Origin of the sequence: Streptomyces sp. NPDC059003 (assembly GCF_042740445.1) — a bacterium.
In the GTDB taxonomy this organism is placed as follows: Bacteria; Actinomycetota; Actinomycetes; order Streptomycetales; family Streptomycetaceae; genus Streptomyces.
On record NZ_JBHYJH010000006.1, the window covers coordinates 65807 to 81142 of the forward strand.

Annotated in this window: 16 protein-coding genes; 13 read left to right on the forward strand and 3 right to left on the reverse strand. The window is 70.4% G+C overall.

Annotation, left to right across the window (positions count from 1 at the left end; all coding sequences use genetic code 11):
• Positions 1–105: 105 nt before the first annotated feature.
• Both ACFWZ5_RS05340 and ACFWZ5_RS05345 read right to left on the reverse strand, forming a co-directional pair.
• Entirely contained in the window at positions 106–792 is a 687-nt protein-coding gene (locus ACFWZ5_RS05340; protein WP_384789684.1) for an HAD family hydrolase, read from the reverse strand.
• Between the two features lie 25 nt (positions 793–817).
• Complete coding sequence (locus ACFWZ5_RS05345; protein WP_384789681.1) at positions 818–1321, reverse strand: Lrp/AsnC family transcriptional regulator; 504 nt, start codon at positions 1319–1321, stop codon at positions 818–820.
• Positions 1322–2096: 775 nt separating this feature from the next.
• On the opposite strand from ACFWZ5_RS05345, the gene ACFWZ5_RS05350 reads away from it, so the two are divergent.
• The 3 genes from ACFWZ5_RS05350 (at position 2097) to ACFWZ5_RS05360 (ending at position 4154) form a co-directional block, all read left to right on the forward strand.
• Complete coding sequence (locus tag ACFWZ5_RS05350) at positions 2097–2768, forward strand: response regulator transcription factor (protein ID WP_384789678.1); 672 nt, start codon at positions 2097–2099, stop codon at positions 2766–2768.
• A 113-nt stretch (positions 2769–2881) separates the two neighbouring features.
• The gene (locus ACFWZ5_RS05355; RefSeq protein WP_384789675.1) at positions 2882–3142 is read left to right on the forward strand and encodes a hypothetical protein; all 261 of its coding nucleotides are present in this window, start codon (positions 2882–2884) and stop codon (positions 3140–3142) included.
• 1 nt (position 3143) lies between these two features.
• Positions 3144–4154 carry a sensor histidine kinase gene (locus ACFWZ5_RS05360; protein WP_384789672.1) on the forward strand — a complete coding sequence of 337 codons (1011 nt, stop codon included), beginning with the start codon at positions 3144–3146 and terminating at the stop codon, positions 4152–4154.
• A 29-nt stretch (positions 4155–4183) separates the two neighbouring features.
• Here the strand turns inward: ACFWZ5_RS05360 and ACFWZ5_RS05365 are convergent, their stop codons facing one another.
• Positions 4184–5050 (reverse strand): hypothetical protein, encoded by an 867-nt coding sequence (locus ACFWZ5_RS05365; RefSeq protein ID WP_384789669.1) that lies wholly within the window; start codon positions 5048–5050, stop codon positions 4184–4186.
• 277 nt (positions 5051–5327) lie between these two features.
• Here ACFWZ5_RS05365 and ACFWZ5_RS05370 point away from each other — a divergent pair, with 277 nt between their 5' ends.
• From ACFWZ5_RS05370 to ACFWZ5_RS05415, 10 genes are all read left to right on the forward strand, one after another.
• Positions 5328–6884 carry an acyl-CoA carboxylase subunit beta gene (locus ACFWZ5_RS05370; RefSeq protein WP_384789776.1) on the forward strand — a complete coding sequence of 519 codons (1557 nt, stop codon included), beginning with the start codon at positions 5328–5330 and terminating at the stop codon, positions 6882–6884.
• Positions 6885–7045: 161 nt separating this feature from the next.
• Positions 7046–8530 carry an FAD-dependent monooxygenase gene (locus tag ACFWZ5_RS05375; protein WP_384789666.1) on the forward strand — a complete coding sequence of 495 codons (1485 nt, stop codon included), beginning with the start codon at positions 7046–7048 and terminating at the stop codon, positions 8528–8530.
• Positions 8531–8560: 30 nt separating this feature from the next.
• Positions 8561–9751 carry a cytochrome P450 gene (locus ACFWZ5_RS05380; protein WP_384789663.1) on the forward strand — a complete coding sequence of 397 codons (1191 nt, stop codon included), beginning with the start codon at positions 8561–8563 and terminating at the stop codon, positions 9749–9751.
• Between the two features lie 58 nt (positions 9752–9809).
• On the forward strand, positions 9810–10001 hold the full coding sequence (locus tag ACFWZ5_RS05385; protein WP_384789660.1) for a ferredoxin: 192 nt from the start codon (positions 9810–9812) through the stop codon (positions 9999–10001).
• Between the two features lie 14 nt (positions 10002–10015).
• Complete coding sequence (locus tag ACFWZ5_RS05390; RefSeq protein ID WP_384789657.1) at positions 10016–11062, forward strand: ketoacyl-ACP synthase III family protein; 1047 nt, start codon at positions 10016–10018, stop codon at positions 11060–11062.
• A gap of 13 nt (positions 11063–11075) precedes the next feature.
• Complete coding sequence (locus ACFWZ5_RS05395; RefSeq protein ID WP_384789654.1) at positions 11076–12074, forward strand: acyltransferase domain-containing protein; 999 nt, start codon at positions 11076–11078, stop codon at positions 12072–12074.
• Positions 12075–12179: 105 nt separating this feature from the next.
• Positions 12180–12509 (forward strand): TcmI family type II polyketide cyclase, encoded by a 330-nt coding sequence (locus tag ACFWZ5_RS05400; protein ID WP_384789651.1) that lies wholly within the window; start codon positions 12180–12182, stop codon positions 12507–12509.
• A gap of 49 nt (positions 12510–12558) precedes the next feature.
• Entirely contained in the window at positions 12559–13815 is a 1257-nt protein-coding gene (locus ACFWZ5_RS05405) for a beta-ketoacyl-[acyl-carrier-protein] synthase family protein (protein ID WP_384789649.1), read from the forward strand.
• A complete protein-coding gene (locus ACFWZ5_RS05410) occupies positions 13812–15026 on the forward strand; it encodes a ketosynthase chain-length factor (protein ID WP_384789646.1) in 1215 nt (404 codons plus the stop codon). The genes ACFWZ5_RS05405 and ACFWZ5_RS05410 overlap by 4 nt, the downstream gene beginning before the upstream one ends.
• A gap of 29 nt (positions 15027–15055) precedes the next feature.
• Complete coding sequence (locus ACFWZ5_RS05415; protein WP_384789643.1) at positions 15056–15316, forward strand: acyl carrier protein; 261 nt, start codon at positions 15056–15058, stop codon at positions 15314–15316.
• Positions 15317–15336 lie beyond the last annotated feature (20 nt).

The window sequence follows — 15336 nt, forward strand, 5'->3', positions numbered from 1 at the left end:
CCACCGGCTGGACCGCCCACCTCACCGAACAGCTCGCGGACAACGCGCTGACGCGTCCGCTCGGCGCCTGCACGGGACCCGGCCGGTGCCCCGTCCCAGCCGACGTCAGCGACCCGAGCTGAGCCACTCCACCACGGCCCGCGCCGAGAACTCCCGCTGCCCGCCGCGCAGCAGCAGGTCCGCCGCCGCGAACGCCGGATCGTCCGCCTGCGCGGCGACGTACGGAATCGCGACGCAGCGCATGCCCGCGGCCCGCGCCGCCAGCGCGCCCGGCACGGCGTCCTCCAGGACCACGCAGTCCGCGGGCCGCGCGCCGAGCAGCTCCGCGGCGGCCAGGAAGACATCGGGTGCGGGCTTGCCGTGGGCGACCTCGTCCGCCGAGACGATCGTTTTGAGGTGCGCGTCGAGCCCGGTCCCCTCCAGGATCGCCTCGATGGCCGGGCGCGAGGAGCCGGACGCGACAGCCATGGGCACCCCGGCGTCGTGCAGCAGCTCCACGAACGCCGCCATCTCCGGGTAGACGTGCGTGGACGTGCGGGCCAGGTCCAGATAGCGGCGGTTCTTCTCCGCGAGCAGCTCGTCGAGCGGCGCGGACAGGCCGTACAGGTCCTGCCAGAGAGCGAGGGTCTCCTGGGTGGAGATGCCCACGTACTTCTCGTGGTCCTCCCAGGTGAAGTCCGTGACGCCGTGCCCGGCGAGCAGCTGCCGCCCCGCCTCGAAGTAGTTCGGCTCGCTGTCCACGAGGGTGCCGTCGAGATCGAAGATGACCGAGGTGTGGTTCAAGGCGCTCATGCGGTCAAGGATGCCAAGCCGTCGATCATGACGGCGTGGCGGCCGGTCCCTTCCGCGCGGCCTCCGCCCGGCCCACCGACTCGACGAGCGGAAGCAGCCGGTGCGGGACGCGCTCGCGCAGCGCCATCTCCGTACGGGTGCGCACCACGCCCGGCATCTGGATGAGGCGCTGGATCACATCCTCGAGATGGCCGTTGTCCCGCGCCGCCACGCGCGTCAGCAGATCGCCGCCGCCCGTGATGGAGAAGGCCTCGATGATCTCCGGCACGGCCGCCAAGGAGTCGCCGACCTCGTCCAGATGCCCCTGCATGACCTCGATGTGGACGAAGGCGAGCACCGGATGGCCGAGCGCGGCGGGCGAGAGCGAAGGCCCCGTGCCGGTGATCACCCCGTCCCGCTCCATCCGGTCGAGCCGCGCCTGCAGCGTGCCCCGGGCGATCCCGAGCACGCGCGCGTACTCCCGGACGCTCGTACGCGGCTGCTCAAGCAGGAGCCGCAGGATGCGGGTGTCCAGTTCATCGACGGCCATGGTCCGATGGTCTCCCAGGTGCGCGGGCTGATCGGCGGAGACTGTACCAACGGTGCAGTTCAAGCCGACGCTGTGCGGGGCTGTGGCCTGCCCGTTCGGCGGCACCTGCCCGGGGCTTCCTGGGAGGTGCCGTGGAGGCGTGCACGCGTGCGGCGTCACGTCCGGGGGCGGAATCCGAACCAGGATTCTCGGATTACACGATTTAGCCGCCATCGAAACTGGGTGGTTCGCCGTACGGAAACAGCCCTCGAACCGCGCTCGTCCTCAATCTTGTGTGATGGTCCGCCGACGCAGTGGACCGTTCTGCGTTCTGGGCCGGGTGAAGGGCGGGCCGGTGGCCGCGGGGTGGCGCTTTCGTCGGGGTGGTGAAGCCCGCTGTTGCGCGGTCCGGTGGACACCCGGCACGACGACTGCCCGTTCATCTATGCCGAGACTTGGGGGGACGAGTGCGTCATACCAATATTCCGCTGTTTCTCCAGGACGTGAACTTACGCTTTCGTTTGCAACGTGCAAGTGCTTCGTGGTGCGGGGCGCTGGGGTGTGAGATACCGCAAGAGATAGGTCGGCCCAGACTCTTGGTGAGACGTGCATGCTCATGCAAACCCTTGCCGCGGGGGAGAGTCAGTAATGAAGTTCGCGGGTGACGCTTGAGGTGATCGTCGGTGACTTGTCATGGTTCGGGGGAGAACCGATCGGTAGTCGGCCAACTGCAAGTTCCTTTCTTATTGGGCATTCACGATACTTTTGATCATTTGAGACGCATCAGGGGGAATGCATGCGTGTCCTGCTCGTTGAGGACGACGAGGAGTGCCGAGCCGAGTTATCGGACCGGCTGTTCGAGCAGGGGATGGAAACCGTCGCCGTCGGCCGTGGGTTAGCGGCGCTCGACCTCTGTGCCGGGGTGGACGTAGTGCTGCTCGATCTCCTGCTGCCGGATATCGACGGCTTCGCGGTCTGCCAGATGATCCGGACGCATCACACCGTGCCGATCATCATCGTCAGTGGCCGGAACGACGAGTTGGACCAGGTGCTTGCCCTGCGGATGGGTGCGGACGACTTCGTGGTGAAGCCGTTCCGGGTCCGCGAGCTGACCGCGCGCATCCAGGCGGTCACCCGGCGCGCCAGGGAAGCCTCGTCGGGCGGGGATTCGGACTCGGACTCCGTGAAGCAGCTCGGCGAGGTCAGCCTCGATCTGCGGCTCCGGCGGGTGCTGGTGGGCGGCAGGGAGATCTCGCTGACCCGTAAGGAGTTCGACCTGCTCGCATTCCTGGCCTACGACCCTGGGCGCACCTTCACCCGCGAGCAGATCATGCGGGAGGTGTGGGGTCACGACAGCGCGGGCGACACCAGAACGCTCGGGGTGCACATGGCCGGACTGCGCCGGAAGTTGGGTGTGGAAGGTCTTATCGAGACCGTGCGCGGCGTGGGATTCCGCTTGACCGGCTGATCAACCAATCGGACGGACATGAACTCGGCCGGGCAGGCGGCAGCGCCTTCCGGCTGGTGGCGATCGGCGCGGCCCGTGGTCAGGCGGGTCGGAAGACAGGGTGACGTGGCGTGATGAGCGAGGACGTAGGTCCGGCGGACGAGCCGGCCGGTGTGGCGACGAGGGCGCGGAGGCCGGGTGCGGTCGTCGGGCACGGGGCCGCGGCGGGGGACGGCCGCGCGGGACGGCAACACGGGGGCGAGGGCAAGGACGGGTCGGGCGGCAGCGACGCGCGCCGTGCGCTCGGGCATGCCGGGTGTGCCGTCCCCGTGGTCCCTGCCACCATCTCCTGGTCGCACGCCGCCGTGGCGGTGCCCGTCGGCCAGGGAGGCTGACATGGCGTCGCGCGTCTTCCTCAGCCAGTTGGCGCTGGCGCTGCTGACGCTGTCTGCCGTCGTACTGTCTGCGGGGCTGCTCGTCGGGCACTGGGGCGTGCTGGGCGCGATCGGGGTCTGTGCGCTGCCAGTCGTCGGCGCGCTGGCCGCGCCCCTGACGAAGTGGGCCCTCGGACCGGGCCGCGCGTTCGCCGAGGCGATACGGCAGCTGCAGCGCGGCGACATCGAACGGCTGGCCGTGTACCAGGTCCCGGCCGAGCTGCGCGACCTGCTCGAATCCGTGCACGACCTGGCCACAGCCCGGCAGCGCAACGCGTTCTTCCTGGCGGACGTGGCCCATCAGCTGCGGACCGAGCTCCAGTTGCTCCAGATCAGGCTGGAGGGGTTGGACGGGCATGTGGGCGAGCCCGGCAAGCGACTGTACGCCCGCACCATGGCGGACGCCGAGCGCCTGCACGGCACGCTGACGGAGCAGCTGGAGATCGCCAGGTTGATCGAGGCGAGCCCGCCCACGGAGGTCGACATGTGCGAGGTGGTGCTCGAACGGGTGGGCGCGTGGACCGATGTCGCCGAGCGGCACGTCATGCGGATCAGGACGCTGCTCGAGGGCGAGCCGGTCATCCTGAGCCGGCACGGCATGCTGGAACAGGTGCTGGACATCCTGCTGGACAACGCCGTCCGGCACTCGCCCGCTGGTGGCACCATCACCGTCCTGGTGGAGGTCGGCCGTTGCGAGACAACCCTGCGCGTGATCGACGAGGGACTCGGCATGACGGCCGAGGAACGGGGATGTGCCACCCTGCGCGGATGGCGTGGTGACCACGCGCGGGGCGACGGGCGCGGGGTCGGCCTGTCGATCGTCGCCATGCTGGTCGGCTCGAACGGCGGCCGCCTCGCCCTGGAGGAGGCTCCTGGCGGCCGGGGCGTGGACGCCCGCTGTTCGTTCCCTCTCATCAACGCGGATGTCGGAGCGCTCGACGGCCAGGAGGGCGTCCCGAGAGCGGGTCGCTGAACGGCCGTCGCGGGGGCTCGTGCACCGGGTCAGCCGGCTTTGGCCGCGCGTTCGGCGAAGGTGCGTTCCACGTCGGCGGCGTCGTAGTAGGTGCGACGCGCCCGGACGCGGCGGTTCCAGGCGTGTTCAGCGGCCAGCCGGTAGACGCTGCCGGTCGGTAGCTTCCACAGGAGGGACACCTCGCTCGCGCTCAGCCATCCGGCGGACCGGGCCGCGGCGGGAGTCTCCGCGGCGGCGGAAGGGGCGGCGGAAGGGGCGGCGGAAGGGGCGGCGGTCCCAGCAGACGTCACGGGACGGTCCAACCGCCGGCTCAGCCGCAGCCAGTCACCGGCGCCCCACCGGTGTTCCGCCTCCGCCAGGCAGACGATCTCAGCGGGTGAGTCATCCACGCGGACCAGCGCGACCAGCTCGCCGGGACAGCCGTCCTCCACGCACCGGCCGACCCGGACGCGGCGGCGCCCGTCCGGGCGGGCCACTCGGCGGGCGGTGCCGACCAGCCGTGCGATCTCCTGCACGAACTCGGTGACCGCCTCATGGCCGCACAGCCAGCCGATGTGACGGCTCAGGAAGGTGCTCATCCCGGCCACCGTCCGTTGCGGCCGGGCTATGCCCCGCTCCTCGGCCACCAGACCGCTCCAGGAGCCGAGCACCGAACGGACGGCGCCCCGGGCATCGGCGGCGGCGGTGTTGAACGGAAGTCCGGGCATGGGCCCGCCCGAGGTGCGTCCGACAGCGGCGCGCTGCTCGGAGCCGCCGAGGAGCCGGCCGCATTCGTCGTACAACGCGGGAAGCCCGGCGAGGTCACCGACGAGTTTGCGGGTGCAGCCACGGCAGAGCCGCGCGTACTCGGGGATTTCGCGGCTGCATCGCGGTACTTGGCAGATGGAATGTCCCATGCGGCTCAGGCTAGAGAGAGGCCGCCACCGCGACAAGGCGGTTGTACAAGAACTGCGTTAACTCTGGCTCAGAGCTTCTTGACGTTCCTTGACGTTTCTTGGCGTGATTTCACCAAGTCTGGTTAAGGTTCCCAAAGTCCTTCTTCGTGAAAACTTATAGCGGGCCTGACTTGTTATTCCGGTCGGCGCCGAAGAGTATATGAGCTAACGTCCCAACAACTGTCTCTGAAAGACGCCGATTCCAGTGGGGGAGAGCGGAGTGGCAGCGACAGGGCAGATGAGTGCGGAGCCGCGCGACGGTCTCGCCGTACTGCGCGAACTCAAAGAGACCAGTCGGCAGGGACAGGACCCCGCCGCGACCCGGCGGCAATACGACAAAGGCGAGCTGACGGCGTACGAGCGCATCGAACTGCTGCTGGACGAGGGGTCGTTCAACGAGGTCGAACCGCTGCGGCGGCACCAGGCGTCCGGCTTCGGCATGGAACGGAAGCGTCCGTACTCCGACGGTGTGGTCACCGGCTGGGGAACGGTGTTCGGCCGGAAGGTGTTCGTCTACGCCCACGACTTCCGGATCTTCGGAGGCGCGCTCGGCGAGGCGCATGCGCAGAAGATCCACAAGCTGATGGACCTGGCAGGGACGGTGGGAGCTCCGCTGGTCAGCCTGAACGACGGCGCCGGAGCGCGCATCCAGGAAGGTGTGACGGCGCTCGCCGGCTACGGCGGCATCTTCCGTCGCAACGCCCGGCTGTCCGGCGTGGTGCCGCAGATCAGCGTGATGCTCGGCCCGTGCGCCGGCGGCGCGGCCTACTCGCCCGCCCTCACCGACTTCGTCTTCATGGTCCGCGGGACCGCGCAGATGTTCCTCACCGGCCCGGACGTGGTCGAGGCCGTGACCGGGGAGCGGATCTCGCAGAACGGGCTCGGCGGAGCGGACCTGCACGCGGGCCTGTCGGGCGTCGCCCACTCCGCCTACGACGACGAGAAGAGCTGCCTGGAGGACGTCCGCTACCTCCTGACCATGCTGCCGGCCAACAATCGCGAACTGCCGCCGGCCCACCGCTCCGAAGACCCGGCCGACCGCCGCGGCGACGCGCTGCTCGACGTGGTCCCGGCCGATCCGAGCCATGCGTACGACGTCCGCGACGTGCTTGCGGAGATCGTCGACCACGGGGAGTACTTCGAGATCCACTCGGCCTGGGCGGCGAACCTGGTGTGCGCGCTGGCCCGGCTCGACGGGCACGTGGTGGGCGTGGTCGCCAACCAGCCGTCGCATCTGGCGGGTGTGCTGGACATCCACGCGAGCGCGAAGGGCGCCAGGTTCGTCCAGTTCTGTGACGCGTTCAATATTCCGCTGGTCAGCCTGGTCGATGTGCCGGGCTTCCTGCCCGGGGTCGACCAGGAGCACGGCGGGATCATCCGGCACGGAGCGAAGCTGCTGTACGCGTACTGCAACGCCACCGTGCCGCGGGTGCAGATGATCCTCCGCAAGGCCTACGGCGGTGCCTACATCGTCATGGACTCGCGCTCGATCGGTGCGGACCTGTCCTTCGCCTGGCCCGGCAACGAGATCGCCGTGATGGGCGCGGACGGCGCGGCCAACGTCATCTTCCGGCGGGAGATCGCCGCCGCCGATGACCCCGAAGCGGTACGCCGACAGAAAATCAAGGAATACCGCAGCGAGTTGATGCACCCTTACTACGCCGCGGAGCGCGGCCTGGTCGATGACGTGATCGACCCACGGGTCACCCGTCCCGTTCTGATCGACGCTCTGGCCATGCTGCGGGGAAAGCACGCCGACCTGCCGCAACGCAAGCACGGAAACGCGCCGCAGTGACCGTGGTGCGCTCTGTGTGACGCAGTTCCGGAGCGCATTTCTCCTTACCGCGGTCTTCCAGTCATCGGCACACAGTCATCGGCACACAGTCACCGGCGCACAGTTACAGGAAATCAGCTATCGGAACGCAGTGTGCGAACGCACACCGGGGAGTGGTTTGCATGGACGCTGCAGTGATCGTAGTCGGGGCCGGACCTGTAGGCCTCATGCTGGCCGGGGAGTTACGGCTTGCAGGTGTCGAGGTCATCGTCCTGGAGCGGCTCGCCGAACCGACGGGCGAGTCACGCGGGCTCGGCTTCACCGCACGGGCGATGGAGGTCTTCGCGCAGCGCGGACTGATGGAGCGGTTCGGCGAGGTCGAGACCAGCCCACGCGGCCACTTCGGTGGAGTCCCGCTCGATTACACAGTGATCGAGGGAGGCCACTTTGGTGCCCGTGGCATCCCCCAGTACCGCACCGAGTCGATCCTGTTCGAGTGGGCCGTCGAACAGGGCGCCGACATCCGCCGTGGCCACGAGGTGACCGGCCTGGCGGTGTCCGAGGACGTCGTCGGCGTCGACGTCCAGGGGCCCGACGGCGCCCAGCGGCTCCGCGCCTCGTACGTGGTGGCCTGCGACGGCGGACACAGCACGGTGCGTCGGCTGGCGGGCTTCGAGTTCCCCGGCACCGACGCGACCCGGGAGATGCTCCTGGCCGATGTCGTCGGCTGCGGGCTGCGAGCACGGCCGATCGGGGAGAAGCTGCCCAGGGGCATGGTCATGTCCGCCCCCGTGGGCGACGGGGTGGACCGGATCATCGTCTGCGAGCAGGGGGCGCCGCCCCGCCGACGCACCGAACCGCCCGCCTTCGCCGAGGTGGCGGCCGCGTGGCAGCGCATCACCGGGGAGAACATCGAGCACGGCCGGGCGCGGTGGGTGGGCTCGTTCGGCGACGCCACCCGGCAGGTCACACGGTACCGGCAGGGCCGGGTACTGATCGCCGGAGACGCCGCCCACACCCATCTGCCGGCCGGCGGCCAAGGCCTCAGCTTCGGCGTACAGGACGCGGTGAACCTGGGCTGGAAGCTGGCCGCCGAGGTGCGGGGCTGGGCTCCGCCCGGCCTGTTGGACACCTACCACGACGAGCGGTACCCGGCCGGCGTCGGCCTGCTGCGCAACACCCGCGCGCAGGGGCTGCTGTATCTGAGCGGCAGCGAGATGGAGCCGCTCCGGGAGGTCGTGGCCGAACTGATGGACTACGAGCAGGTGGCACGGCACCTCACCGGCATGGTCAGCGGCCTGGACATCACCTACGACGTGGGGCCCGGCAGCCATCCGATGCTGGGCCGGCGCCTGCCCGACCGCCAACTGATCGTCGGCGACCGGAAGGTCGGCACGTTCGAATTGCTGCGACGCGGGCACGGCGTACTGCTCGACTTCGCCGACGGCGCGAAGGTCCGCGCCGAGGCCGCAGGTTGGGACGGCCGGGTCGACACCGTCGTCGCCACGCAGCCCGACGCCGCGCCGGGTGACCCGCTCACCGACGTCGAGGCGCTGCTGGTGCGGCCCGACGGCCACATCGCCTGGTGCGCCCCGGACGACGGGGCCGGACCGGGGGAAGCGCTGCGTCGGTGGTTCGGAGCGCCGCGCGACGCGGTGGCCGGGTGAGACTCCGCATTCCAGGAAGGGAAGCCCATCGTGACGTTGATCAGCTCTGAGGTACCCCGGACCGACATCGACCTGTGGGACGAGGCGGTGGTCCTCTCTCCGTACGAGGCCTACAAGGAACTCCGCGATCTCGGGTCGGCGGCGTGGCTGGAGAGATACGGCGTGTTCGCGGTGTCGCGGTACCAGGAGGTGTACGAGAGCTTGCACGACCACGAGACCTTCGTCTCCGGGTCCGGTGTCGCGCTCAACGAGCAGCTGAACCAGAAGATGAAGGGCAGTGCCCTGGTCAGCGACCCGCCGTACCACGACCATGTGCGGGGCGTCATGGCGGCACCGCTCACGCCCAAGGCGCTGCGCGGGCACCGGGAGAAGTTCCAGCAGCTCGCCGACGACCTCGTCGACCGCCTCCTGCAACGTGGTTCCTTCGATGCCGTCGTCGACTTCGCCCAGCTCTTCCCGCTGTCGGTCGTCCCCGACCTCCTTGGCTGGCCGACCGAGGGACGGGAACACTTCCTGGGCTGGGCCTCGGCCGGGTTCAACACCTTGGGCCCCATGAACGACCGCGCCAAGGCCGACATCCCCACGCTGGCCGGGATGTGGGGCTGGATGTCCGAGATCGTCCAGCCCGGCAGGCTGCGCCCGGGCAGTTGGGGAGCGGACCTCGTGGCGGCCGCGCAGGCGGGCACGGTCAGCAAGCAGCTGCTTCCCGCGCTGGTCGGGGACTACCTGGTTCCTTCGCTGGACACCACCGTCTCGGCGCTGTCCAGCGCGATGCTGCTGCTGGGCCGGAACCCCGAGCAGTGGCGGGCCATCCGTGACGACCACTCGCTGATCCCCAACGCGCTCAACGAAGTCATCCGCTACGAGACGCCGATCCGCGGCCTGTCCCGGGTGGTGACGCGTGACTACGACATGGGTGGCGTCCTGCTGCCCGCCGACTCGCGGGTGCTGATGCTCTACGGCTCGGCCAACCGGGACGAGCGGTACTGGGACTCGCCCGACACGTTCGACATCACCCGTCCCGACGCCGGCACCCACGTCGGGTTCGGCCACGGGATTCACGGCTGCCTGGGGCAGGGCCTGGCCCGCCTTGAGGGCCATGCGCTGCTCACCGCGCTGGCCGACAAGGTCGAGTCGATCGAGGTCGGTGAGCCCTCCTACCGGGTGCACAACACCATCCGGGCGATCTCCGCCCTGCCCACCACCTTGAAGCCCGCCTGACGACCGCCGCCCGATCAGCCCCGACCAGCCCCGATCCGACGCGCAAGGAGACAACACAGTGGAGATAGCCGTCGACCGTGCCCGCTGCGAGGGACACGGGTTGTGTGAGGACGCCGCCTCCGACCTGTTCCGCCTCAACGACGAGGGTGACCTCGAGGTGCTGTTCGACGGGCCGGTGCCGCCGGGGCAGGAGGCCCGGGCGGCCGGAGCGGTCCGCATCTGCCCGGTCGGCGCCCTCAAGACCAGCTGAACCGGGGGACGCCGATGATGTTTGACGACCTGTTCGTGGCGGGGTGCGCGGCATGGCTGCCGCACGCCGTGAGCGTGGAACAGGCCCTGGCCGACGGACTCTGCACCCCCGCGATGGCGGCCGCCGTCGACATGACGTCGGTGACCGTCGCGGGGGAGGAGTCGGGTCCTCAGATGGCCGCCGAGGCCGCACGCACGGCGTTGGACCGCGCCGCGCACGGTCCCGCCGAGATCGACCTGCTCCTGCACGCGTGCTTCTACCACCAGGGGCACGACCTCTGGGCCCCCGCGTCCTACGTACACCGGAGGGCGGTCGGCAACGACTGCCCCGCCATGCACATCCACCAGGTGTCCAATGGAGGGATGGGCGCGATCGAACTCGCCGCCCCTTACCTGCTGGCCGGGGAGGGACGTACCGCCGCGCTGCTGACCACGGGCGATCGGTTCGGCCGCCCCGGGTTCGACCGCTGGAACAGCGACCCCGGAACCGTCTACGCCGACGGCGGGACCGCGCTGGTGCTCTCGCGCCGTGCGGGATTCGCCAGGCTGCGCAGCGTGGTGACGGTCTCGCGGTCGGACCTGGAAGGGATGCACCGTGGTGACGACGCCTTCGGTCCTGCGCCGTTCAGCACGCGCCCGGTCATCGACATGGAGACGCAGAAACGGGCCTTCCTGTCGTCCGTCGGCAAGTCCTTCACGGTGTCGCGCGTGACGGCGGGGCAGCGGCAGGCGCTCAAGCAGGCCCTGGCCGACGCCGAGATCGAGTTGGCCGACATCGACTGGTTCGTGCTGCCGCACATGGGACGCAGACGGCTGAACGCCAGCTACTTCAGGCCGCTCGGCGCCGATCCGGAGCGCACCACATGGCCGTGGAGCCGCACCGTCGGCCACCTGGGCGCGGGCGACCAGTTCGCCGGCCTTGACCACCTGGTCACCTCCGGCAAGGCGGGGCCGGGCAGCCGCTGCCTGTTGCTCGGGGTGGGCGCGGGGTTCAGCTGGTCGTGCGCGGTCGTCGAGGTGCTCGAACGCCCGCACTGGGCCACGGATGTCAGGCCCCGATAGAGAGGAAGGTCCCGTGGGCGAACGTCAGCTCGTTCTGCTGTTGCCCGGGCAGGGAGCGCAGTACCAGGGCATGGCCGTCCCGCTGTACGAGCGGGAGCCGGTCTTCACCGCGGTGATGGACGAGTTCTTCGCCCACATGGGGGGCGAGGGGCGGACTCTGCGCGACGACTGGCTGGCCGAGGTGCCGAAGGTCCCGATCGACGACGGTCCGCGGGCGCAACCGCTGCTGTTCGCCGTCGGCTACGCGATCGGTCGGGTCCTGGAGAGCCGGGGCATCCGGCCCGCGCTGCTGCTCGGGCACAGCGTGGGCGAACTCGCCGCGGCGGCGCTCGCCGGGGTCTACGACCTCGCCGCCGCCGCCCGCATCATGCGCGCCCGCTCCGAGGTCCTGGACGACGCCCCACCCGGCGGGCTGCTGGCGGTGGCGGCGGCGCCGGATGCCCTCACACCGCTGCTCGACCCCTCCTGGACCGAGCGGGGCCTTGCCGTCGGCGCCGTCAACGCCCCCGCACAGACGATCCTGGCGGGAGCGGAGCGAGAACTCGCCCTGGCCGAGCGGTTCCTGAGGGACTCGGGGCTCACCTGTCGGCGGGTGAAGGCCCTGCAGCCGTTCCACTCGCCGGTCCTCGACCCTGCCGCTGCCGTGTTCGCGAAGGCGATCGGGGCCGAGAACCTGAGCGCGCCGCGCATCCCCGTGATGTCGGCGCGGACCGCTTCGACGGTCGAGCCGGGCGACGCGCTGGATCCCGCCTTCTGGGCGGGGCTGATGTCGGGCCCGGTCCTGTTCTGGTCGGCGCTGATGGCGCTGCCCGCCGACGGCACGTTCCTGTTCGCGGACGCCGGACCCAGGAGTCTGTCCGTCGTCGCCCGTCACCACCCCTCGGTGCGCGAGGGCCGGAGCGAGGTGTGCGCGCTGCTGCCGGCGCGGAACCGGGACGTCTGGTCGGTCTGGCAGGCCGGCCTGGAGCGGCTCGCGGAGGACGCCGGGCCCCGGGAACGGTCGCGCGGATGAAGGAGCCGCGCTCCCGGCCCGCCGCTCCGCAAACCCCTGATGGACCCCCCTGATGGGCCCTCTGATGGGCCCCTGATGGATCACGTACACATAAGCGAGGACGCCATGTACAGCACGTTGATCGTCGCGCGGATGAAGCCCGAGTCGGCCGATGACGTCGTCCGTCTCTTCGCCGATTTCGACGCCAGTGAGATGCCGCACCTGATGGGCACGCGCCGGCGGGAGCTGTTCAGCTACCAGGGCCTGTACTTCCACCTCCAGGGCTTCGACTCCGAGGAGGGCCACAAGGCCATCGGCGAGGCCCGTTCGCACCCGCTCTTCCAGGGGATCAGCTCCGACCTGCGCCCCTTCATCGACCCCTACGACCCCCAGACCTGGCGGTCCCCCGACGACGCCCTGGCGACCCGGTTCTACCACTGGACCGCGGCCACCTGAACGCGCGCTGTCGGCTCTCGCAGATCTCACTGGACGGAGGTGCAGGCCCATGGCGCGTCGAGTAGGAGTCACGGGCATCGGTGTACTGGCGCCGGGCGGCGTCGGAGTGAAGAACTTCTGGAACATGCTGGTCGACGGCCGTACCGCGACGAGGCCGTTGACCTTTTTCGATCCCACACCGTTTCGTTCGCAGGTGGCCGCCGAGATCGACTTCGGGCCCGAGGCGCACCGCCTGGGCCCGCAGGAGATACGGCGGATGGACCGGGCCGCGCAGCTGGCCGTGGTCGCCACCGACGAGGCGGTCGCCGACAGCGGCCTCGAGTTCGCCGAGCTCGACCCGGCCCGGATCGGGGTCGCGGTCGGCAGCGCGGTCGGCGCGACCATGAGCCTGGAGGCGGAGTACCGGGTGACCAGCGACGGCGGTCGCCTGGAGGTGGTGGACCACGCCTACGCGGTGCCCCACCTGTACGACCATTTCGTGCCCAGTTCGTTCGCCACCGAGGTGGCGTGGCGGGCGGGCGCCGAGGGCCCGGCGACCGTGGTGTCGGCCGGGTGCACGTCAGGCCTGGACTCGGTGGGTTACGCTTGCGAGTTGATCCGTGAGGGAACGGTCGACATCATGCTCGCCGGCGCGACCGACGCACCGATCTCCCCCATCACGGTCGCCTGCTTCGACGCGATCAAGGCGACCACCCCGCGCAACGACGACCCCGAGCACGCCTCCCGGCCCTTCGACGCCACCCGCAACGGGTTCGTGCTCGCCGAGGGCGCCGCGATGCTGGTCCTGGAGGAGATGGAGACGGCGCGGCGCCGGGGCGCACACATCCACGCGGAGATCGCCGGCTACGCCACCCGGTCGAACGCCCACCACATGACAGGACTGCGCCCCGACGGCCGGGAGATGGCCGAGGCCATCCGGACGGCCATGGCCGAGGCCCGGATGACCGCCGAGGAGATCCACTACATCAACGCGCATGGATCCGGTACCAAGCAGAACGACCGGCACGAGACCGCCGCCTTCAAGCGGAGCCTCGGGGACCACGCGTACCGCACCCCGGTGAGCTCCATCAAGTCGATGGTGGGTCACTCGCTGGGGGCGATCGGCACCATCGAGATCGCGGCGTCCGTGCTGGCGATCGAGAACGACGTGGTGCCGCCGACCGCGAACCTGCACGAGCCCGACCCCGAGTGCGACCTCGACTACGTGCCGCTGACCGCACGGGAGAACCGCACCGACGCGGTGCTGACGGTCGGCAGTGGCTTCGGTGGGTTCCAGAGTGCGATGGTGCTGCGGAGGGCCGCGTGAGCGCGCCCGTCGTGGTGACCGGGATGGCCGTCGCCGCGCCCAACGGCCTGGGGACGGCCCCCTTCTGGGACGCCACGCGCACCGGGCGCGGTGGCATCGGACGCCTCACCCGGTTCGATCCCGCGTCGTATCCGGCGCGGCTGGCGGGCGAGATCAAGGGCTTCGACGCCGCCGCGTACCTGTCCGGCCGGATGCTGCCGCAGACCGACCACATGACCCGGCTCTCCCTGGTGGCGGGCGACTGGGCGCTGGCCGACGCGGACGTCCGTCCCGCCGAGTGGCCGGAGTTCGACATGGGCGTCATCACGGCGAGTTCGGCCGGCGGATACGAGTTCGGCGAGCGTGAGCTGCGCAACATGTGGAGCAAGGGCGGACAGTACGTCAGCGCCTACCAGTCCTTCGCGTGGTTCTACGCGGTCAACAGCGGCCAGCTGTCGATCCGCAACGGCATGCGCGGGCCCAGCGGGGTGCTGGTGAGTGAACAGGCGGGCGGCCTGGACGCGTTGGCGCAGGCGCGCCGGCAGATCCGCAAGGGCACCCGGCTCATGGTCTCCGGCAGCGTCGACTCCTCGATCTGCTCGTGGGGCTGGGTCGCTCACCTGGCCAGCGGCCGGCTCAGCACCAGCGACGACCCCGACCGGGCCTACCTGCCGTTCGACGCCGGTGCCACCGGACATGTGCCGGGCGAGGGCGGGGCGATGCTCATCCTGGAGGACGCCGCGTCGGCCCAGGACCGCGGCGCCCGCGTGTACGGCGAGATCGCCGGGCACGGGGCGTCCCTCGACCCGCGCCCCGGCGCGGGACGGCCGCCCGCATTGCGCCGGGCGATCGAACTGGCGCTGGCGGACGCGGGCGTCGACGCCGCGGACATCGATGTGGTGTTCGCCGACGCCGCGGCCGTGCCGGAGCTCGACCGGGTCGAGGCCGAGGCGATCACCGCGGTCTTCGGGCAGCGGAACGTCGCCGTGACCGCACCCAAGACGATGACCGGGCGGCTCAGTTCCGGTGGGGGAGCGCTGGACGTGGCCACCGCCCTGCTGGCGATCCGCGACGCGCTGATCCCGCCGACCATCAACGTGTCACCGGCCGAGGACTACGGCCTCGACCTGGTCGTCGGAGAACCCCGGCCCGGACCGGTGAGCACGGCGTTGGTCGTCGCACGCGGCCACGGCGGCTTCAACTCGGCCGTCGTCGTCCGTGCCGCCCAGTGAAACACCACTACCCGAAGGGAAGAGGCCACATGGCTGAAGTCACCATCGACGACCTGAAGCGCATCCTGCGCGAAGCCGCCGGAGCCGACGAGGAGCTCGGCCGGGACGGCAACGTCCTGGACACCACCTTCGACGAGCTCGGGTACGACTCGCTCGCCCTGCTGGAGACCAGCAGCCGGATCCAGCGCGAGTTCGACGTGGAGATCGACGACGAGACCCTCGCCGACGTGGAGACCCCGCGTGACCTGCTCGGCGTCATCAACGGGCGGCTGACCGCCGGATCGGTCTGACCCAGGGCGAAGACACCGCC

Coding starts and splice junctions, on each gene's coding strand:
- ACFWZ5_RS05400 (WP_384789651.1), top strand. CDS start 12,180: ATGTACAGCACGTTGATCGTCGCGCGGATGAAGCCCGAGTCGGCCGAT.
- ACFWZ5_RS05370 (WP_384789776.1), top strand. CDS start 5,328: ATGAGTGCGGAGCCGCGCGACGGTCTCGCCGTACTGCGCGAACTCAAA.
- ACFWZ5_RS05360 (WP_384789672.1), top strand. CDS start 3,144: ATGGCGTCGCGCGTCTTCCTCAGCCAGTTGGCGCTGGCGCTGCTGACG.
- ACFWZ5_RS05390 (WP_384789657.1), top strand. CDS start 10,016: ATGATGTTTGACGACCTGTTCGTGGCGGGGTGCGCGGCATGGCTGCCG.
- ACFWZ5_RS05355 (WP_384789675.1), top strand. CDS start 2,882: ATGAGCGAGGACGTAGGTCCGGCGGACGAGCCGGCCGGTGTGGCGACG.
- ACFWZ5_RS05365 (WP_384789669.1), bottom strand. CDS start 5,050: ATGGGACATTCCATCTGCCAAGTACCGCGATGCAGCCGCGAAATCCCC.
- ACFWZ5_RS05375 (WP_384789666.1), top strand. CDS start 7,046: ATGGACGCTGCAGTGATCGTAGTCGGGGCCGGACCTGTAGGCCTCATG.
- ACFWZ5_RS05350 (WP_384789678.1), top strand. CDS start 2,097: ATGCGTGTCCTGCTCGTTGAGGACGACGAGGAGTGCCGAGCCGAGTTA.
- ACFWZ5_RS05340 (WP_384789684.1), bottom strand. CDS start 792: ATGAGCGCCTTGAACCACACCTCGGTCATCTTCGATCTCGACGGCACC.
- ACFWZ5_RS05345 (WP_384789681.1), bottom strand. CDS start 1,321: ATGGCCGTCGATGAACTGGACACCCGCATCCTGCGGCTCCTGCTTGAG.
- ACFWZ5_RS05405 (WP_384789649.1), top strand. CDS start 12,559: ATGGCGCGTCGAGTAGGAGTCACGGGCATCGGTGTACTGGCGCCGGGC.
- ACFWZ5_RS05415 (WP_384789643.1), top strand. CDS start 15,056: ATGGCTGAAGTCACCATCGACGACCTGAAGCGCATCCTGCGCGAAGCC.